The following is an 18,079-nucleotide window of genomic DNA, read 5'->3' on the forward strand; positions in this document are numbered from 1 at the left end:
CGAAGCGTTGTCGCTTCGCGGGGCTTTTGCTTTCCAGCGAATCTTCGTGCGATTCGATGCCGGGCGATACCGGCGTGTACGCATCGCCGGCCCGGCGGGTGATTTAGGGTTAACCCGTAAATCAGGAAGGATGTCTTCCAGAAACCTGCCTTATTCTTAAGCATCCGCCTACATAAACTTCGGGTTGTCAGCGATGAACAAGGTGTTCACCGCGAACACAGACAAATCTGGAGGTAGGTCATCATGAAGTCGCTCGTTCAAGCTGTTGTCGTTGCTGCCGCTCTCGTTGCCCCGGTCGTGTCGTTTGCCCAGTCGGGTTCGACGATCACCCGCGCGCAGGTTCGCGCCGAGCTGGTTCAGCTGCAGCAGGCAGGTTACAACTCCGCTCGCGGCGAAGATCCGCATTATCCGGAAGCGATCCAGGCTGCCACGGCACGTGTTGCAGAGCAACAGCGCAGCGCACTGGCACAAGCGCAAGGCGCCGACGTCAGCGGTTACGGTGCACAGGCGCAGGGCGCGTCGGCATCGGGTTCGCGTGCCATGGGCGTGCGTCCGGCCACCGCTGAAGAAATGAAGTCGCTGTATCGCGGCAGCTAAGCTGCGTATTGCCCGGTGTGCGCGAATGCCGGGTGCGACGACGCGTCGCGCCTGGACCCGCAGCACCCGGGCGGGCCGCTGCCGGGCGCGATCGATGATCGCGCGGGCACGGCAGGGTATCCGTCACCTCCTGTCGCCGGAAGTCCGGCGGCATTCCGCCCGGCCCACCCGTGGCTGGGCGCTTTTTCGGAAGGAGAGGGCGCGTGCGTTTCGTCGGCAACAAAAAACCCCGCAGACTTGCGTCATGCGGGGTTCGTGCGGCGAGCGCGGAATTTGGTGGGGCGGCGTCACTCGAATTTCGACGTAAATCCCATATCTGACAAGGGTGTTCCTGATTTTCGTGGTCAAACAACCCCCAAAACGACCCCCGCGAATGAGCGCCTGGGGGTGTTTCGCTCCAGTTCCGACCCGTTGTGCGCACGCATCACCTGGATGACCGTGCACGCCCCGTGCGATGTCGCGTCGCTCGCTAAAAGCACTGCTACTCATCTCGTGGCGACGATGCATTGATCTTTCATACGATTGATTTAGCATCGCGCGATGCACTCCAGATCGAGTACCGGGCGCCGCGCCCGGCTATCGCTGCCGAGGAATTGCTGCGCTGCCGATACGGGTGCGGGTAACGCGTCCGCGGCTGACTGGGAGGGCCGTTGAACAGGGCCTTCGCATTCTTCCAGCGCGTCACGAGCCTGATTCGCAAGCAGCTTGAGCGAATCGCCTGGTCTTCGGAAGGGGATCACTCCGTTGACGATCTGACGAGCGAAACCTGGCTGATCGTGGACGAGCTCCACGCGGATCCTGATGCAACTCCTGATCCGGACGACGAAAACTTGCGCGACATGATTGTCGCCCGGCTACAGCGCCAGTTCGGGAAATTCGTCAATCGGAAGGAGCGGTTCGCGTTGCGAATCGATCGAGACGATATCGACGACGATGGAGACCTTCTGCCCAGTGCTGTCGGCGCGCGACTTTCAGCTCCAGAAAAATACGAACCGCTCGTTGCGCTCGAGATGCGCGAAGATGCCGCGGTGGCAGCGCGCGCGATCAGCGGCCGATTCTCCGAGGCCGTCGCATATCTCCGCACATTCGAGCGGTTCGATGGTGACGCGATGCGCGTGGCGACCTATCTGGCGATCGGATCACGAACGCTCAATCGACGAGTAGCGCGCGCGTCGCGTATCGAGGAAACGCAGCCGTCGATGTTCGATGGCATCGAGGCGATTTCAGTCGATTTCATGCCGTTGGCTGGTCGATGGGCATCACCGCCGTTGCCGCATCAGTATCGACCGACGTGCGCGGCAGCGTGGCCAGTGCAACTGCAGTTCTTCGTCGTATCGGCGAAGCTGTTCTTCTGCCGTCGTCGTCGAGCGCAATAGCCGGGTTCAATTCCCTCTTGACGCCTCCCAACCGGCGGGGATAGCCTGTATGTGCCGCTGAGACAACAGCGGCCGGGTTTGGCGACCTGACGTGTACAAGGCGCAATGAAGCCGCGCCGTCGTTCGACCCGCGGCTTTTCTATTTGCGCTGCCTTTGCACGCCTTCAATGGGCGGGCCTGGGCGGGGAGACCTTCGGGTCTGCCGGTTACCTTGTACGCCGGTTCGCCAACCCTGCTCAGTGCCCGCTCACCCCGTTTGGCGACGGGACAGCGGGCCTCAACCGTACAAGGAGGCCACACCATGCGCCAAGCCGTCGCTCGTCCCGAGCAACTGCAATCCCCTCTCGAAATCATTCGCGCCGCCCTGCGCGCGGCCGCGCTCGCACCGACCTACCAGGACGCGCTCGACGCCACCGGCGACGCGCTGCGGCGCCTGGCCGAACTCGCTCGCGCGGAGGTGGTGCGATGAGCGGCGAGAACTTCCTCGACTCTCGATTCCCGGTCTTCAGCGAACGCGTGTCCGCTGCTGCCGCAGACGATTCTGTCGTCAGGGCCGGCCCGTTGCTGAGCCGTCTTGAGCGCACCTATGCGGTGGTTTGTGGGCTCGAGCAGATTTTCGCGATCGCGCGCGCGAACATGGTTCAGGAGTCGTCATACCGGAGCGCCGGGGAGGGCTGCGACGTAGAGCCACCCCTGAAACCGACGACTGTGGAGGCGCTGCTTGCGATGGGCGCGGCCGTGTCGGGGATGCTCGTGCAGGATATCGGGGCACTGTCGGATTGGGCCGACGAGTATGCGGTGCGGCCGGCACGCTCCGACACTGCGGCATAATCGTTTCACCGCGCCTAGCTCGACGGGGCGAAAACCGGGCTCCCTTACCCGGCCGGCGCGGCTCCTCTCAAGGGATTGCGTGAGGGCGCAATGAGCGACAGCAAACCGCCGGATCGGCTCGATCGCGTGGCGGCCGAAATCGATAGTCCGACGTGGTCGGGCTTCGAGCCATGGATCGAAGCTGCACGGGGAAGTGATGCGGAGGCGGCGCGCGATCTGTTGGCTGCGTTCGTCGTGCAACTGCGCACGCTCTCGTTTCCGACGTCTCCAATTTCCGCGGAGCTGGCACACTTTGCTGCCGACGCCTTCGCGGCGTACTTGAGTGGTGAGCCGTCGACGCTTGACGCTGCTTTCGGTGTCAAGGTTGATGGACGGCGCCGTCGCAGCTCGAATCGGACCGAACGCAATGAGCGTATCGCCATGCGCATCTTTCAGCTGCGCGAGGTCGAACCCGGCAGAACGGGCGGTGCCGTGCCCACGTGGGACGAAATATGCGACGTGATCGCGAGGGAAGAGCGGCTGGAAAAGCCGCTCGATTCGAAGGAATTGCGGCGGCTCTTCAGCGTCTACCGCGGTGAGATAGTCCAGAAAATGGCGGCGCGTTTGACAGCGCGGATGGCCTCTGACGACGGTTGAGGGGTAGTCATTTCGCAAGATGGCTACCCTTAGACCGGGAGAGCCTCGAACAGCATCATCGGCCCATGTTCAATCAACCGCGAGGTTTTGCACATGGGCGCAAACTTCCCCAATACGCCGGCAGCCGCCGGCGATCAACCCGGGCCGCTGGCTCTGCCGCTCGACGGCTTCACGCGCTGGAACGATCTGAAGCAGTTCGTGCCGTTGAGCCACGAGGCCGTGCGTCTCCGCGAACGTGCCGGGCGATTCCCGAAGCGCGTGCAGCTCGGATCGGCGCGCTGCGTTGCGTGGCCGAATCGCGAGATCCATCGCTGGCTGGCTGATCCGGCCGGCTACCGTGCTTCCGAAAACGCGTGAGGTGCGCCATGACGGCAAACCTTGCGATCCACACGCGCCGCGTCGGCGCTATCCAGTTGCGCAGCTGGTCGACGCGCGCTGCCACCGTCTCCGCGGCCGCTCTCGGACGATCTGTTGACGACCATGCACGCGAGCTCCGTATCGACGCTCTCGGGCGGCTGATGTGTGCCGCCGGCACGCGCGTGCTGCGCGCTCGTTGCAGCCATCTCATGCGTCTGGAAATCCGGCACCGGAGCGCGGCACAGGTCCGGCGCATGGAGGATGCGATGGGGCTGCCAGCATGACGCGTCCCTCGTTCCAGTTTTACCCGGGCGACTGGCAGGCGAACAGCAACTTGCGACGTTGCACCCACGCTGAGAAAGGTGTGTGGATCGACGTGATGTGCCTCCTACACGACTCGGAGGAATACGGCGTCCTGCGCTGGCCGCTCAAGGAGATCGCGCAGGCGATCGGCGCGCCGCTCCCGACGCTCAGGGCCATCGTCAGCAAAGGGGTGTTGAAGGGCGCCGACAACGGGCAGTCGTGCGCCGCGTGCATCTACGTGCCGAGGTCCGGCCGCCGCGACGGCGAGCCGGTAACGCTGGTTGCCGAACAGGAGGGCCCGATCTGGTACTCGTCACGCATGGTCAAAGACGAGTATGTGCGCGCGGTTCGTGGCGAGTCGTCGCGCTTTCAGAGCGATGACGACAGTGCGCCGAAGGGTGCACCAAAGCCCCCCTTGGGTGATAGCACCAAAGCTTCACCAAAGCCCCCCTTGGGTGACGGCTCTTCATCTTCATCTTCATCTTCATCTTCATCTTCATCTTCGTCTTCGTCTTCAAAGAAACAAACACAGCGCGCTTCGCGCTTCGATGCGCAGGCGCATCTCGTGTCTCTGGGTGTCGACCAGACAATCGCTGCGGACTGGCTGAAGACTCGCAAGGGCAAGCGGCTCGCGCCCACCCAGACGTCGCTCGATCGCGTTGCAGCTGAAGCAGCCAAGGCCGGTCTGTCGATGGCTGCCGCCGTCAAGCTGGCCTGCGAGAACGGCTGGGGCGGCTTCAAGGCGGACTGGGTGGCTGACTCATCGCCGCGCGCGAATGGGCGCTCCTCCGACAACCCGTTCGCGTGATCGCTATGAGCTTTCCCTATCCCTCCAACGGTGCCGTGCTCGTGTCCATGCGTCGAGCCGGCCGCGTGCCGGAACTGCCGGTGCTCGTGGCGCTCGCTGGGCCGCTCCGCTTCGACAACGTGACGCTCTCGGCCCGCGCCGGCCAGCCATACGACTGGCGTCCTGTTGCCGCGCTCAACGTCGAGGTATTCGCATCCGCGGACGTGCATTGGAGCGATCTGCTGCGCACGCTCGCCGACATCGCGGCCGCGGTGCCTGACACGCTGGTACTCGCATTCCGCGAAGGTCCGCGCGTGCACTGCGGCGAGCGGCGCGCAGTGCACGGCGAGGACTTCGCGCTCTTCGACTGGTTTCCGATGCCGATTGCGCCGATGTGCTGGCCGGCATCGCACACGCTGGCGCGCCGCCTGTTCGATGCCTTGGGCGACACGCTCCCGAATCCCTATGACCACGCGTGCGAGCTCGTCGTGCAACTCGCCGCCGAACGAAACAGAAACGCCGAGGAGGTGACCTGATGGCCCGAACGATTCCCGATTCGATCGACTGGGCGGCCTACGCCAGAGACGAGGATGACGGCCGCGCGGACGTGCGCCGCGCGAGCGAGTTCATGGAGGACTTGGTCACGCATCTGCACAGCCCGAAAGAGGTCGCGTCCGGCACGGCATCACCATGGGCCGGCGTCGGTGACTCCCTCCGCTTCCGCGAGGGCGAGGTAACGCTCTGGGGCGGCATCAACGGTCACGGCAAGTCTGCCGTCCTCGGTGAGGTGATGCTGCACGCCATGTCGGCCGGCGACCGCGCATGCATCGCGTCGATGGAAATGCGGCCGATCGCGACCATGGAGCGCCTGACGCGCCAGGCTGCTGCAACTGCGCGGCCGGCCCCCGATTTCATCCGCGGCTTCGGTCAGTGGACGAACGATCGGCTGTGGCTGTATGCCCATGTCGGCACGGTCGAGCGCACGCGCATGCTCGCAGTCGCGCGGTACTGCCGAAAGGAGCTTGGCGTGCACCACGTCGTGATCGACAGCCTGCTGAAGTGCGGTATCGCCCCGGACGATTACGCCGGCCAGAAGACCTTCGTCGACGCGCTGTGCTCTTTGGCGCGGGACACGGGCGTGCACATCCACCTCGTGCACCACATCCGCAAGGGCGAGCGCGAAACCGACATCCCGGACAAGTTCGATATGAAGGGCGCCGGCGAGATCACGGACCTGGTCGACAACGTGCTGATCGTCCATCGCAATAAGACCAAGGAGGCGCTGCTGCGCAAGGAGACGATTTCCGACGAGAAGCGCGCGGAGGCCGAGCAGCAGGCAGATACAGCCCTGATCTGCGCGAAGCAGCGGCACTACGCGTGGGAAGGCACCGTGCGCCTCTGGTTCGACGCGGCCAGCCTGCAGTTTCGCGATGCGCGTGCCGGCGGCGCGCGGCATCTCGACCTGCGTTCGGGCACTTGGAAGCAGGGGTGGACGCGATGACGATGAAATCGAACATGAGCAAGCCGGATGCTGCATTGATTGCAGGGAAAGCGGGAACATCTCAGCCTGATACCGTCGAGGACAAGACGATACCGATTATCAGTCCCCAGGCAGCACTCTCCCTGTTTCGATATGGAGAGTATTCGCCGTATTGGGACGCGGACATCGAGGTAATGCGACGGAAGCTCCTTGAGTCAGGTTCTGTGGGCGCGATTAGCCGAAGGGAGTTCCTGGTCGACGTAGCGCTGGGGGATATTGAGCGGGCCATGACCACGCACAAGCGTGTCGCTCTTACATTCTCTGGCGGCAAGGATTCCCTAGCTTGCCTTTATCTTTTGCGCCCGTGGTGGGATCGCGTGATAGTGCTGTGGGCAAACGCAGGTGACCCGTACCCCGAGACCATCGAGCAGATGGAGCGGATTCGGAGGCTCGTGCCAAACTTCGTGGAGGTGAAAGGGCCGGGCTACGTGTGGAGACACGGGCCTGAGCAGACCTTCCCGGCTGACATGATGCCGTTGAGCGCAACGCCCGCCGGGCGCATGGCCGAGGCGTCGGCGCCGAAGTTCAAGATCCATTCGAAGTTCGATTGCTGTTGGAGCAACTGGTGGCTGCCGCTCCACAACGCGATCAATGCACATGGTGTCGATCTGCTGATCCGGGGTGATCGTGCAGACGAGAAGCTGACGAACAACGCGCTCTTGAACGGGGAGCCCGATCCCAACGGCGGCGCGTATCTATTCCCCTTACGCGATTGGTCGAGAGAGGACGTGTTCGCCTACCTGCGTGCCGAGGGCGTAGAGGTCCCCAGGTCGTACGGATATGGACTCGGCTCGCTCGATTGCATGCATTGCACGGCATGGCTGAACGAGAGCGGCAACAAGCTGCGCTATCTGCGCGACTTCCATCCGGAGGCTGCTTTCGAGTACGAGCGCCGCCTGCGGATGATCCACGATGAGCAAGAGCGGCACATGCGCCTGACGAAGATCGCGCTCGGCGATCTCGATCCCGTCGGCGGCGAGGGGGAGGGAGATTGAGGCCGCGCAAGAACCCGCCGCCGTTCACCCTCGAGAACGTGTTGCGCGACCTGGTGCCCGGCCGCGTCTACTCTGCGGAGGCGATTTCCCTCAAGTTCGGGGTGCCCGCCGATGCGGTGCGGCCGGCGATGCTCGGCGCGATCATGCTTGGCAAAGTGAGAGAGCGGCCACGGCGGCGCGGTTTCCGTGTCGGCTACTGGATCCCCGACCGCGAGCCGCGAAGCATCGCTGGCCGCCGTATCGGGCCGCTGGCGCACCCGCACGGCATCGGTGAGCTGACGGGCTATACCGAGTCGCTCCAGCGGTTCCGCGACCTCTGCATGGCAATCCCGCGGTTCCGATAGCGCTCACCAGGGCGGCGGCGCGTTGCCGGGAACGGGTAAGCTCTCGGGGAGCGTCGCGAACTGGTGGCAGAGCCTTGGAGATCCAATGGATAGTGCATATGCCGGTGTGGATGGTGTGTTGCTAGATGGCCTGCAGTTCTGTGCCCGGGTATATGAATTGTTCGAGGCTGTATGGCGACAGCCGGACTCGGCGACACGGCTCAGGCTCAGGCCTTCGATCTTTGAGAAGCGGCTGATCGAGGAGCTGCTCCCGATCTGCCGATACCTCCAGTCACACTACCGAACAGGGCGCTACATCTCCATTTGCTGGTCGAGCGGAAGTCAGCGTCCGGATGCAACTATGGAGCAACGAGGCGGCTACATTGAACACGGATACTTCCCGGCCGCCGGTTATCTGGAAGTGACCAGCGCTGCACACGGGAACGACCATCTGCTGCGCGAGCGGCTAGATGCAGTCGGATTTGCCTATGGTGTTGAAGGATTGAGCGTTTCGGGCACGCGACGTCGTGAAAATCGGGAAATCGAGTCTGAGGTGGTCGTTCATGGCAATGAGGACTTCGTGCATGCGATGAGTGACGTCGTCCTGAAAAGCATTATGGGCAAGGTCGAAAAGGTCTATCCCGAGCACACGGTGCTGATCGTGCGATGCGTGCTGAATTCGCTCTACTTCCCTGACGAATGGGATCGCCTGGTTGCACTCGTGCGTGGCCGACTGCCCGAGCATCGATTCGATGAAATCTGGATGTGTGACGACTCCGATCGATTCCATGACAGTTTGGATTGCCGGCCACATGAACGCTCGTAACGGATGTGCCCGACGCGATTATGCAGTGGCCGATATCAGGAGATTTGCTGGCGCCTAGGTAGCATTGAGTCCGCCGATTACCCAGCCGAGCGCCCAGACCCCAGCCGCGGGCACGCCGAAAAAGAGCGCGCCGGCCACGCCCGCGGGTCCGTAAATCCACGCAGATGCGGCGAAGGCGAAGAGGACGTATCCGACGACCTTCAGGACTGCGCCGAGGCGCGTGAACCCGTTCGATGCTCTCATGTGTTGTTGCCTCCCCGTGTGGTGTTCAATGGCCGCGCATCGATGCGATGCAGCCACTACGCGCACGTGCGCGCGCGAGGCGCAGTACGCGGACGCTGCGCCGGTCAGCCGGCCGCCGCTCCGATCGGAATGATCTGCGCGCCGGCCTTCAGCCGGTCGAGGTAGTCCGCCCACTTCTGCATCATTTCGCGGCGCTGCTGCAGGTGGGCAGTGCGGTTGTATGCGCGCCCGAGCGGATCCTTGACGGTGTGTGCGAGCTGCGCCTCGATGATCGGCGCGGGCACGCCGAGCACCTCGTCGAGGATCGTGCGCGCCATCGCGCGGAAGCCGTGCCCGGTCATGGTGTCGCCGTCGTAGCCGAGACGCCGCAGCGCCGCGTTCACCGTGTTGTCGGACATCGGGCGGTCCTTCGTACGCACGCTGGGGAACAGCAAGCGCCCGTTGCCTGTGAGCAGCTGCAGCTCGCGCAGGATGGCGACGGCTTGTCCCGGCAGCGGAACGATATGCGCGCCGCCGGCCGCCTTGCCTTGCTTCGTGCGCTTCATCCGGTCGCTGGGAATCTCCCATGTGCCTGCCTCGAGGTCGAATTCGGCCCATTCGGCGGCGCGCAACTCGCCGGGCCGCTGGAACAGCAGGGGCGCGAGGCGCAGTGCACACGAAACGGGGAGGGTGCCTTGATAGCCGTCGATCGCGCGCAGCAGCTCGGCGACCTGTTTCGGGTCCGTGATCGCGGCCATATGCTCCTGCTGCACCGGCGGCAGCGCGCCGCGCAGGTCTGCGGTCACATCGCGCGCGGCACGGCCGGTCGCCACCGCGTACCGGCACACCTGGCCGACGTTCGCGTGCAGACGGTGCGCCGTTTCGAGCGCGCCGCGCTTCTCGACCCGGCGCAGCACATCGAGCACGTCGGGCGGCGCGAGATCGGCAATGGGTTTGCCGCCGATCCACGGGAATGCATCGACCTCGAGCCGGCGGAGCAGGCGGGCGCCGTGGCTGGCGGACCAGCTCGGCGCGTACTTCGCATGCCACTCGCGCGCGATGGCCTCGAACGAATTCTCGGCGTTGAGGCGCTGGGTGCGCTTCTCTGCCTTCTTCGCCTCGCCGGGATCGATGCCTTGCACCAGCATCTCGCGCGCGGCGGCGCGCTTCTGGCGGGCCTCTACGAGCGTCACCTCGGGATAGGTGCCGATCGCCAGGCTCTTTTCCTTGCCGCCGAATCGATATTTGAGCACCCAGCGCTTACCGCCGGACGGCGTCACGAGCAGATGCAGGCCACCCCCGTCAAACAGCTTTTGCTGCTTCTCCGCTGCCTTGGCGTTGCGGATCGCCACATCGGTCAGGGCCATATGCTTTTCCGTTCGGGGGGGAGCCGCCATGGGGGTTGGGGGTTGTCGATTGGCGGAATTACGAAACACCCCCAAGACAACCCCCGCCCTAGGATTGCACTCAGTGGGGGTTGTTGGTGGAAGATTGCAACAAAAAACCCCGCGGAGCAAGGCTCGGCGGGGTCTTCTTTGCGAAACGTGGTGAACGTTTGGCGGGTATTTGGTGGAGGCGGCGGGAATCGAACCCGCGTCCAGAAGCGCTCTACGACTAGTTCTACATGTTTAGTTCAGTCATTTGATTTAACCGCAGCGACGCGGACGAACACGCTGCACTACGGCGATTCGCTAGATTTTCGACCCTGGCGTCGCGACGCCGACAGGGCTTAACTGACGTAAATGACCTCTGGCGGTATTGCTACCGGTCTTGCGACACTAGCCCGTCAGTGAACTAGGCAGAGGACGGCGGCCCTTAGGCTGCCAGTGCGAACGTATCGTCGTTTGCAGTTACGATTTTCCCATTGATTAACGAGGTGACGGGTCCTCGACATGCCCTAGCCGCTTCACAACCCCTGTCGAAACCAGGTCGCCCCCGCGGATAAGATCAATCATTATAGCCCAACATCGCGCAGCAGTTCGCGCAGTTGCTGCGTCGTGTCGACGAGATGCTGCGCTTGCCAGTCGGCCGGCGCGGCACCATCACCGCAATAGCCGTACGCGGCCGCGACCGTCGCCATGCCGGCGGCGCTGCCGGCCTGAATGTCGCGCAGGTCGTCGCCGACGTAGACGATGCGCGCAGGCGCGAGCGTCAGCTGCTCGGCCGCATGCAGCAGCGGGGCCGGGTGCGGCTTCGGGTGCGGCGTTGTGTCGCCCCCGACGACGCAGGCGGCGCGCGGCGCGAGACCGAGCAGGTCGACGAGCGGTGCCGTGAGACGCATTGCCTTGTTCGTGACGATGCCCCAGCGCACACCCCGCGCATCGAGTTCGTCGAGCACGTCGCCGATGCCGGGGAACAGCGTCGTGTGCACGCACAGATCCGTCGCATAGTTGGCCAGGAATTCGTCGCGCATCACTTCGTAGCCGGGCGTGTGCGGATCGATGCCGAACGCGCCGCCGAGCAGGCCGCGTGCGCCGGCCGAAGCCAGCGGCCGCAGCACGTCGAGCGGAGTTTCGGGCAGGTCGCGCACGCGTTGCATCTTGTTGACGGCAGCCGCGAGATCGGGCGCCGTGTCGGCGAGCGTGCCGTCCAGGTCGAACAGCACGGCATCGCAGTGCAGCAGGCGCGGTTCGTCGAGTGCAGCCCGCGCGGTCGAGAGGGGAGTCGTCATGCCGGTTGGAAGGTCACGCGCCGCGGCGGCACGCGACGAGGTAGTTGATGTCGGCGTCGTTCGACAGCGCGAAGCGCTTGCCGATCGGGTGATACGTAATGCCCTTGATCTCCACGATGTGCAGATCCGTCGCGCGTATGAAGCCGGCCAGTTCCGACGGGCGGATGAAGCGCGCGTAGTCGTGCGTGCCCTTCGGCAGCATTTGCGCGATGTACTCCGCGCCGATCACGGCGAACAGGTAGGCCTTCAGGTTGCGGTTCAGCGTCGAGAAGAACACCCAGCCACCCGGCTTCACGAGCGTCGCGCACGCGGCGACGATATCGCCGGGAGACGGCACGTGCTCGAGCATTTCCATGCAGGTGACAACGTCGTAGCTGCCCGGTTCGCGCGCGGCGATCGCTTCGGCGGCGATGGCCTCGTACTCGACCGAGATGCCGCTTTCGAGGCTGTGCAGGTCGGCGACGCCGAGTGCTTCGGTCGACAGGTCGATGCCTTTCACCTGTGCGCCGAGTCCGGCCATCGATTCGGACAGGATGCCGCCGCCGCAGCCGATGTCGAGTGCGCGCTTGCCGGCGAGGTGCGCGTGCGCATCGATCCAGCCGAGCCGGACCGGGTTCAGGTCGTGCAGCGGCTTGAATTCGGCGTTCGGATCCCACCACCGATGGGCGAGGTCGCTGAATTTCTGGAGTTCGTGCGGATCGGCGTTGGTCATGTCGGCAAACGGGCTACGGGAGGAGGGCGGTGCTGTGGTTCGTCAGCCCCGAGTATATAAGAAGCGGACGAGCGGCGAAGCGGCGAGCGCCTGGGTAGGCGTCAAAGAAAAAGCCCCGCCGGAGCGGGGCTTTGAAGCAGTCGAAAACCGCGGCTTAGTTTGCCGGAACGGTCGTCTTCTGGACTTCTTGCGTACCAACCACTTCGACTTCCACGCGGCGGTCCGGTGCGAGGCAGGCGATGAGTTGCTTGCGGTTCTTCTGGTTGCAGCCAGTCGTAACCGGGTTGCGCTTGCCCTTGCCTTCCGTGTAGATCTTGTTGGCCGGCACACCCTTGCTGACCAGGTACGACTTCACGGCTTGCGCACGGCGCAGCGACAGACGGTCGTTGTACTTGTCCGAACCGATGCGGTCCGTGTAGCCCGTTGCGACGACCACTTCCGTGTTCATGCCTTCGATCTTCGAAGCCAGTTCGTCCAGCTTTTGCTTGCCCAGCGGCTTGAGCGTTGCCTTGTCGAAGTCGAACAGTGCGTCAGCTTGATACGTGATCTTCTGGCTCGTGATTGCCGGGGCGACCGGAGCGACCGGCGGCTGCGGTGCCTGGGCGACCAGTGCGCCATCGCACTTCGCGTTGGCGGTGGCCGGCGTCCAGAATGCATCGCGCCAGCAGAGCTCGTTCGTGCCGTTCATCCACACCCATTCGCCCGTGCCGTTGACCCAGTTGTCATTGACGGCTTGGCGCGACGCCGGCACCGACTGTGCCGAAGCGGATGCAGCCATAACTGCGGTAGCTGCAATGAACGCGAGCTTTGAAAGTTTATTCATATTTCTCCTCTCGAAATTGAGATTACCGCAGGTTTACTGCGAGCCTGTTGACGGTGACAAGTCATACATTGCTCGAAGTATAACATTGGTGCGGCACAAAAAACGCGGCGCCGCCTCTGTGTAGACTTCGAGCAGCGTCTAACTTTCAGTGCGTTGGCATTTTGCCATATCGTTCCCTTCCTACGAAAAAAAATCCTCCCCACCCCAAGATCGCTTCAACTTTGTGGTGCATGCGCAACACCGACCTGCCGTAACTTTCAGAGATTGTCAAGAGTGTGGCGGCGAAATTGCGCCGTTGAATGCAGTTGTTTACTCGTGCGCGAGAAACAAGTGACGCCGCAATCGTCTGTGATGCCGAGTCGGGTGCGATTGCGATGTGCAATTACGGCCGATTCGCCGATGCCGCGATTTTTGCTATTCATATATAGAGGGGGAGGCGAATTGGCGGCTGATGGGCGCATGTTAGAATCTCGCGTTGCGTTGCGCATGCAGCGCCCACGCGAAAGGCGTTCGCCGTCTTCGCTCCGAAACGATACGGATACATGGATCAATTCGCCAAAGAGACCCTGCCCACCTCCCTAGAGGAGGAAATGCGCCGTTCGTATCTCGATTACGCGATGAGCGTGATCGTCGGACGTGCCCTCCCGGATGTCCGCGATGGCCTGAAGCCCGTGCACCGGCGCGTGTTGTTCGCGATGCACGAACTGAACAACGACTGGAACCGTGCGTACAAGAAGTCGGCGCGTATCGTCGGTGACGTGATCGGTAAGTACCACCCTCACGGCGATACCGCGGTCTACGACACGATCGTGCGGATGGCGCAGGACTTCTCGCTGCGCTACATGCTGATCGACGGGCAGGGCAACTTCGGCTCGATCGACGGCGACAATGCCGCGGCGATGCGTTACACCGAAATTCGCATGGCGAAGATCGGTCACGAACTGCTCGCCGACATCGACAAGGAAACGGTCGATTTCGAGCCGAACTACGACGGCAACGAAATGCAGCCGTCGGTCCTGCCGTCGCGCATCCCGAACCTGCTGATCAACGGCTCGTCGGGTATTGCGGTCGGCATGGCGACCAACATCCCGCCGCACAACCTGAACGAAGTCGTCGACGCGTGCCAGCACCTGCTCGGCAACCCGGAAGCGACGATCGACGAGCTGATCGAGATCATCCCGGCGCCGGATTTCCCGACGGCCGGCATCATCTACGGCGTCGCCGGCGTGCGCGACGGCTATCGCACCGGCCGTGGCCGCGTCGTGATGCGCGCCGCCACGCACTTCGAGGAGATCGACCGCGGCCAGCGGATGGCGATCATCGTCGACGAGCTGCCGTACCAGGTGAACAAGCGCTCGCTGCTCGAGCGGATCGCCGAGCTCGTCAACGAGAAGAAGCTCGAAGGCATCTCCGACATCCGCGACGAGTCCGACAAGAGCGGCATGCGTGTCGTGATCGAGCTCAAGCGCGGTGAAGTGCCGGAAGTGGTGCTGAACAACCTGTACAAGGCGACGCAGCTCCAGGATACGTTCGGCATGAACATGGTCGCGCTCGTCGACGGCCAGCCGAAGCTGCTGAACCTGAAGGAAATCCTGCAGTGCTTCCTGTCGCATCGACGCGAAGTGCTGACGCGCCGCACGATCTACGAACTGCGCAAGGCCCGCGAACGCGGCCACGTGCTCGAAGGTCTCGCGGTCGCGCTCGCGAACATCGACGAGTTCATCGCGATCATCAAGGCCGCGCCGACGCCGCCGATCGCGAAGGCGGAGTTGATGGCGAAGCCGTGGGATTCGTCGCTCGTGCGCGAAATGCTTACGCGCGCCGAGAGCGAGAACGCGGCGGCCGGCGGCCGTTCCGCGTACCGCCCGGAAGGCCTGAACCCGGCGTTCGGCATGCAGAGCGACGGGCTGTACCGCCTGTCCGACACGCAGGCCCAGGAAATCCTGCAGATGCGTCTGCAGCGCCTGACCGGCCTCGAGCAGGACAAGATCATCGGCGAGTACCGCGAAGTGATGGCGCAGATCGCCGACCTGCTGGACATCCTCGCGCGCCCCGAGCGGATCACGACGATGATCGGCGAGGAACTGACCTCGGTGAAGGCCGAATTCGGCGACGCGCGCCGCTCGAAGATCGAGCTGAACGCGACCGAGCTGAACACCGAAGACCTGATCACGCCGCAGGACATGGTCGTCACGATGTCGCATGCGGGCTACGTGAAGTCGCAGCCGCTGTCCGAATACCGTGCGCAGAAGCGCGGCGGTCGCGGCAAGCAGGCGACGCAGATGAAGGAAGACGACTGGATCGAGACGCTGTTCATCGCGAACACGCACGACTACATCCTGTGCTTCTCGAACCGCGGCCGCGTGTACTGGGTCAAGGTCTATGAAGTGCCGCAGGGCTCGCGCAACTCGCGCGGCCGCCCGATCGTCAACATGTTCCCGCTGCAGGAAGGCGAGAAGATCAACGTCGTGCTGCCGGTCAAGGAATTCTCGGCCGACAAGTTCATCTTCATGGCGACGTCGCTCGGCACCGTGAAGAAGACGCCGCTCGAGGCATTCAGCCGTCCGATGAAGAAGGGCATCATCGCGGTCGGCCTCGACGACGGCGACTACCTGATCGGCGCGTCGATCACCGACGGCGCCCACGACGTGATGCTGTTCTCCGACTCCGGCAAGGCCGTGCGCTTCGACGAGAACGACGTGCGTCCGATGGGTCGTGAGGCACGTGGCGTGCGCGGCATGCAGCTCGAGGACGGGCAGCAGGTCATCGCGCTGCTGGTCGCCGGCAGCGAGGAGCAGACGGTGCTCACCGCGACCGAGAACGGCTACGGCAAGCGCACGCCGATCACCGAGTACACGCGTCACGGCCGCGGCACGAAGGGTATGATCGCGATCCAGACGTCCGAGCGCAACGGCAAGGTCGTGGCTGCAACGCTGGTCGATGCCGAAGATCAGATCATGTTGATCACGACGGCCGGCGTGCTGATTCGCACCCGTGTCTCGGAGATTCGCGAGATGGGGCGTGCCACGCAAGGTGTTACACTCATCAGTCTCGATGAGGGTACCAAGCTCTCTGGCCTGCAGCAGATCGCGGAGGCCGAGGAGGGTGATGGCGAGGCCGACGAGGCGTCGGACGGCGAAGCCTGAAGAACGGATGAGACTCTAGCCGCCGCGGGCGCGAAGCGCCGCGGCCGGCGAGCAACCATTCATATTTCCAAAAGGGAGTGATGATGCAAAAGCAATTCAAGCAACTGGTTCTGCTGGCTGCACTGGTGCCGACGTTCGCGATGGCGCAAGCGCTGTCGAATTCCGCACCGGCAGCTCCGGCGGCAGCTGCGCCGATCGACGCCGACAAGAAGGCAGCGATCAAGGATCTGCTCGACGCGATCGACGCGCCGAAGCTCGTGTCGGCAATCGGCAACAGCGCCGAAATGCAGGCCAAGCAACTCGTCCCGGCGATCCTGTCGGACGCGCTGTCGGAAAACAAGACGCTGAACGACAAGCAGAAGCAAGCTGCCGTTCCGACGCTGCAGAAGAACGCGGTGCCGAAGCTGGTTGACGGCGCAGGCAAGGTGTTCGGTACGCAACAGTTCCAGAACGACGCGATGTCGGCTCAGTACGACGCATATGCGAAGTACTACAGCACGTCGGAGATCAAGGATCTGACGACGTTCTACAAGAGCCCGACGGGCCGCAAGTTCATCCAGGTTCAGGATCAGGTCGGCCGCGACGTGGTCAACGGCCTGATGCAGAAGTACATGCCGCAAGCTATCCAGGCAACGCGCACGCAGGCTGACAAGGAAGTCGCAGCAGTCAAGCCGGGCAAGTAAAGCCGTCCGGGCACGCCCCCGGCCGTTCGGCCGGGTTTGGCGGGAGCCTGACGACAGTGCGATAATGGCCGTTTGCGCGCGAGCGCAAGCGGCCATTTCTTTTCTGGCGCGTTCTGCCGGCGGCGAGCCGGTCGCGTCCCTCCGAGGTTTTCACGATGCGCGTCTTTAATTTCTCCGCCGGCCCTGCGGCGATGCCCGAGGAAGTGCTGCGGCAAGCTGCCGATGAAATGCTCGACTGGCACGGCAGCGGCATGAGCGTGATGGAGATGAGCCATCGCGGCAAGGAATTCATGTCGATCCACGAGGCCGCGCTGACCGACCTGCGCGACCTGCTCGGCGTGCCGGCCAGCCACCGGATCCTGTTCCTGCAGGGCGGCGGTATCGCGGAAAATGCGATCGTGCCGATGAACCTGCTCGGGTCGCGCAAAACGGCCGACTTCGTCGTCACGGGCTCGTGGTCGCAGAAGTCGTTCAACGAAGCGAAGAAATACGGCACGCCGCATCTCGCCGCAACCGGCAAGACGGAAGACGGCTTCACGCGTGCGCCCGCGCGCGCCGAATGGCAGCTGTCGGACGATCCGGCCTACGTGCATCTGTGCACCAACGAGACGATCGACGGCGTCGAGACGTTCGAGATTCCCGATCTCGGTGACGTGCCGCTGGTCGCGGATGTCTCGTCGCACATCCTGTCGCGTCCGATGGACGTCGCGAAGTACGGCGTGCTGTTCGGCGGCGCGCAGAAGAACATCGGGATGGCCGGCGTGACGCTCGTGATCGTGCGCGAGGATCTGCTCGACCGTGCACTGTCGATCTGCCCGTCCGCGTTCGAATGGAAGACCATCGCCGCGAACAACTCGCTGTACAACACGCCGCCCACCTACGCGATCTACATCGCTGGCCTGGTATTCCAGTGGCTGAAGCGGCAGGGTGGTCTCGAAGCGATCGAGGCCCGCAATATCGAAAAGGCGAAGCTGCTCTACGACACGATCGATGCGAGCAGTTTCTATCTGAACAAGGTCGAGCCGGCAGCACGTTCGCGGATGAACGTGCCGTTTTTCCTGGCCGACGAAACGCGCAACGAAGACTTCCTTGCCGGCGCAAAGGCGCGCGGGCTGCTGCAGCTGAAGGGCCACAAGTCCGTCGGCGGCATGCGGGCGTCGATCTACAACGCGGTGCCGCTCGAGGGCGTGAAAGCGCTCGTCGAGTACATGAAGGACTTCGAGCAGCGCGGCGCCTGACGGCGGCGCTGTT

Annotated in this window: 21 protein-coding genes and 1 other RNA gene; 16 read left to right on the top strand and 6 right to left on the bottom strand. The window is 63.6% G+C overall.

The features are described from left to right. Positions 1–243: 243 nt before the first annotated feature. From BDI24065_RS31605 to BDI24065_RS31665, 13 genes are all read left to right on the top strand, one after another. Positions 244–597, top strand: coding sequence for a DUF4148 domain-containing protein (locus BDI24065_RS31605; RefSeq protein WP_175034518.1), 354 nt, complete (start codon positions 244–246; stop codon positions 595–597). Between the two features lie 650 nt (positions 598–1,247). Next, positions 1,248–1,973, top strand: a complete 726-nt coding sequence (locus BDI24065_RS31610) for a hypothetical protein (RefSeq protein ID WP_175034519.1) — start codon at positions 1,248–1,250, stop codon at positions 1,971–1,973. A 301-nt stretch (positions 1,974–2,274) separates the two neighbouring features. After that, positions 2,275–2,442, top strand: a complete 168-nt coding sequence (locus tag BDI24065_RS31615; protein WP_175034520.1) for a hypothetical protein — start codon at positions 2,275–2,277, stop codon at positions 2,440–2,442. Then, entirely contained in the window at positions 2,439–2,804 is a 366-nt protein-coding gene (locus BDI24065_RS31620) for a hypothetical protein (RefSeq protein WP_175034521.1), read from the top strand. The genes BDI24065_RS31615 and BDI24065_RS31620 overlap by 4 nt, the downstream gene beginning before the upstream one ends. Before the next feature lie 90 nt (positions 2,805–2,894). Next, complete coding sequence (locus BDI24065_RS31625) at positions 2,895–3,440, top strand: hypothetical protein (RefSeq protein WP_175034522.1); 546 nt, start codon at positions 2,895–2,897, stop codon at positions 3,438–3,440. A 93-nt stretch (positions 3,441–3,533) separates the two neighbouring features. Next, positions 3,534–3,797 (top strand): helix-turn-helix transcriptional regulator, encoded by a 264-nt coding sequence (locus BDI24065_RS31630; RefSeq protein WP_175034523.1) that lies wholly within the window; start codon positions 3,534–3,536, stop codon positions 3,795–3,797. Positions 3,798–3,805: 8 nt separating this feature from the next. Beyond that, positions 3,806–4,081 carry a hypothetical protein gene (locus tag BDI24065_RS31635; protein WP_175034524.1) on the top strand — a complete coding sequence of 92 codons (276 nt, stop codon included), beginning with the start codon at positions 3,806–3,808 and terminating at the stop codon, positions 4,079–4,081. A gap of 80 nt (positions 4,082–4,161) precedes the next feature. Continuing rightward, a complete protein-coding gene (locus BDI24065_RS31640; RefSeq protein WP_254609893.1) occupies positions 4,162–4,908 on the top strand; it encodes a hypothetical protein in 747 nt (248 codons plus the stop codon). 5 nt (positions 4,909–4,913) lie between these two features. Then, complete coding sequence (locus BDI24065_RS31645; protein WP_175034526.1) at positions 4,914–5,423, top strand: histidine ammonia-lyase; 510 nt, start codon at positions 4,914–4,916, stop codon at positions 5,421–5,423. Continuing rightward, positions 5,423–6,388 (top strand): DnaB-like helicase C-terminal domain-containing protein, encoded by a 966-nt coding sequence (locus tag BDI24065_RS31650; RefSeq protein WP_175034527.1) that lies wholly within the window; start codon positions 5,423–5,425, stop codon positions 6,386–6,388. The genes BDI24065_RS31645 and BDI24065_RS31650 overlap by 1 nt, the downstream gene beginning before the upstream one ends. After that, positions 6,385–7,422, top strand: a complete 1,038-nt coding sequence (locus BDI24065_RS31655; RefSeq protein WP_254609894.1) for a phosphoadenosine phosphosulfate reductase family protein — start codon at positions 6,385–6,387, stop codon at positions 7,420–7,422. The genes BDI24065_RS31650 and BDI24065_RS31655 overlap by 4 nt, the downstream gene beginning before the upstream one ends. Then, the gene (locus BDI24065_RS31660; protein WP_175034528.1) at positions 7,419–7,766 is read left to right on the top strand and encodes a hypothetical protein; all 348 of its coding nucleotides are present in this window, start codon (positions 7,419–7,421) and stop codon (positions 7,764–7,766) included. The genes BDI24065_RS31655 and BDI24065_RS31660 overlap by 4 nt, the downstream gene beginning before the upstream one ends. A gap of 85 nt (positions 7,767–7,851) precedes the next feature. Further along, on the top strand, positions 7,852–8,571 hold the full coding sequence (locus tag BDI24065_RS31665) for a hypothetical protein (protein WP_175034529.1): 720 nt from the start codon (positions 7,852–7,854) through the stop codon (positions 8,569–8,571). Between the two features lie 54 nt (positions 8,572–8,625). Here the strand turns inward: BDI24065_RS31665 and BDI24065_RS31670 are convergent, their stop codons facing one another. From BDI24065_RS31670 to ompA, 6 genes are all read right to left on the bottom strand, one after another. Then, positions 8,626–8,814, bottom strand: coding sequence for a hypothetical protein (locus BDI24065_RS31670; RefSeq protein ID WP_175034530.1), 189 nt, complete (start codon positions 8,812–8,814; stop codon positions 8,626–8,628). A gap of 104 nt (positions 8,815–8,918) precedes the next feature. Then, positions 8,919–10,160: a tyrosine-type recombinase/integrase gene (locus BDI24065_RS31675; protein ID WP_175034531.1), complete on the bottom strand. Its 1,242-nt coding sequence runs from the start codon at positions 10,158–10,160 to the stop codon at positions 8,919–8,921. Between the two features lie 200 nt (positions 10,161–10,360). After that, positions 10,361–10,730: a transfer-messenger RNA gene (gene ssrA, locus BDI24065_RS31680) on the bottom strand. Positions 10,731–10,747: 17 nt separating this feature from the next. After that, positions 10,748–11,464, bottom strand: coding sequence for a phosphoglycolate phosphatase (gph, locus tag BDI24065_RS31685; RefSeq protein ID WP_175034532.1), 717 nt, complete (start codon positions 11,462–11,464; stop codon positions 10,748–10,750). Positions 11,465–11,477: 13 nt separating this feature from the next. Beyond that, the gene (gene ubiG, locus BDI24065_RS31690) at positions 11,478–12,176 is read right to left on the bottom strand and encodes a bifunctional 2-polyprenyl-6-hydroxyphenol methylase/3-demethylubiquinol 3-O-methyltransferase UbiG (protein ID WP_175034533.1); all 699 of its coding nucleotides are present in this window, start codon (positions 12,174–12,176) and stop codon (positions 11,478–11,480) included. Positions 12,177–12,330: 154 nt separating this feature from the next. Continuing rightward, a complete protein-coding gene (gene ompA, locus BDI24065_RS31695) occupies positions 12,331–12,999 on the bottom strand; it encodes an outer membrane protein OmpA (RefSeq protein WP_011351327.1) in 669 nt (222 codons plus the stop codon). 542 nt (positions 13,000–13,541) lie between these two features. On the opposite strand from ompA, the gene gyrA reads away from it, so the two are divergent. The 3 genes from gyrA (at position 13,542) to serC (ending at position 18,066) form a co-directional block, all read left to right on the top strand. Continuing rightward, positions 13,542–16,145 carry a DNA gyrase subunit A gene (gene gyrA / locus BDI24065_RS31700; RefSeq protein WP_175034534.1) on the top strand — a complete coding sequence of 868 codons (2,604 nt, stop codon included), beginning with the start codon at positions 13,542–13,544 and terminating at the stop codon, positions 16,143–16,145. A gap of 83 nt (positions 16,146–16,228) precedes the next feature. Continuing rightward, positions 16,229–16,828, top strand: a complete 600-nt coding sequence (locus tag BDI24065_RS31705) for a DUF2059 domain-containing protein (RefSeq protein ID WP_011351329.1) — start codon at positions 16,229–16,231, stop codon at positions 16,826–16,828. 155 nt (positions 16,829–16,983) lie between these two features. Continuing rightward, on the top strand, positions 16,984–18,066 hold the full coding sequence (gene serC, locus BDI24065_RS31710; RefSeq protein WP_175034535.1) for a 3-phosphoserine/phosphohydroxythreonine transaminase: 1,083 nt from the start codon (positions 16,984–16,986) through the stop codon (positions 18,064–18,066). The last annotated feature ends 13 nt before the right edge of the window (positions 18,067–18,079 follow it).

This window comes from Burkholderia lata, from assembly GCF_902499025.1.
Lineage (GTDB): Bacteria > Pseudomonadota > Gammaproteobacteria > Burkholderiales > Burkholderiaceae > Burkholderia > Burkholderia lata_C.

Bases quoted from the DNA above. Each gene is read 5' to 3' on its own strand.
- BDI24065_RS31605 (WP_175034518.1), top strand. From the start codon at position 244: ATGAAGTCGCTCGTTCAAGCTGTTGTCGTTGCTGCCGCTCTCGTTGCC.
- BDI24065_RS31615 (WP_175034520.1), top strand. From the start codon at position 2,275: ATGCGCCAAGCCGTCGCTCGTCCCGAGCAACTGCAATCCCCTCTCGAA.
- BDI24065_RS31620 (WP_175034521.1), top strand. From the start codon at position 2,439: ATGAGCGGCGAGAACTTCCTCGACTCTCGATTCCCGGTCTTCAGCGAA.
- BDI24065_RS31625 (WP_175034522.1), top strand. From the start codon at position 2,895: ATGAGCGACAGCAAACCGCCGGATCGGCTCGATCGCGTGGCGGCCGAA.
- BDI24065_RS31630 (WP_175034523.1), top strand. From the start codon at position 3,534: ATGGGCGCAAACTTCCCCAATACGCCGGCAGCCGCCGGCGATCAACCC.
- BDI24065_RS31635 (WP_175034524.1), top strand. From the start codon at position 3,806: ATGACGGCAAACCTTGCGATCCACACGCGCCGCGTCGGCGCTATCCAG.
- BDI24065_RS31645 (WP_175034526.1), top strand. From the start codon at position 4,914: ATGAGCTTTCCCTATCCCTCCAACGGTGCCGTGCTCGTGTCCATGCGT.
- BDI24065_RS31650 (WP_175034527.1), top strand. From the start codon at position 5,423: ATGGCCCGAACGATTCCCGATTCGATCGACTGGGCGGCCTACGCCAGA.
- BDI24065_RS31655 (WP_254609894.1), top strand. From the start codon at position 6,385: ATGACGATGAAATCGAACATGAGCAAGCCGGATGCTGCATTGATTGCA.
- BDI24065_RS31665 (WP_175034529.1), top strand. From the start codon at position 7,852: ATGGATAGTGCATATGCCGGTGTGGATGGTGTGTTGCTAGATGGCCTG.
- BDI24065_RS31670 (WP_175034530.1), bottom strand. From the start codon at position 8,814: ATGAGAGCATCGAACGGGTTCACGCGCCTCGGCGCAGTCCTGAAGGTC.
- BDI24065_RS31675 (WP_175034531.1), bottom strand. From the start codon at position 10,160: ATGGCCCTGACCGATGTGGCGATCCGCAACGCCAAGGCAGCGGAGAAG.
- gph (WP_175034532.1), bottom strand. From the start codon at position 11,464: ATGACGACTCCCCTCTCGACCGCGCGGGCTGCACTCGACGAACCGCGC.
- ubiG (WP_175034533.1), bottom strand. From the start codon at position 12,176: ATGACCAACGCCGATCCGCACGAACTCCAGAAATTCAGCGACCTCGCC.
- ompA (WP_011351327.1), bottom strand. From the start codon at position 12,999: ATGAATAAACTTTCAAAGCTCGCGTTCATTGCAGCTACCGCAGTTATG.
- gyrA (WP_175034534.1), top strand. From the start codon at position 13,542: ATGGATCAATTCGCCAAAGAGACCCTGCCCACCTCCCTAGAGGAGGAA.
- BDI24065_RS31705 (WP_011351329.1), top strand. From the start codon at position 16,229: ATGCAAAAGCAATTCAAGCAACTGGTTCTGCTGGCTGCACTGGTGCCG.
- serC (WP_175034535.1), top strand. From the start codon at position 16,984: ATGCGCGTCTTTAATTTCTCCGCCGGCCCTGCGGCGATGCCCGAGGAA.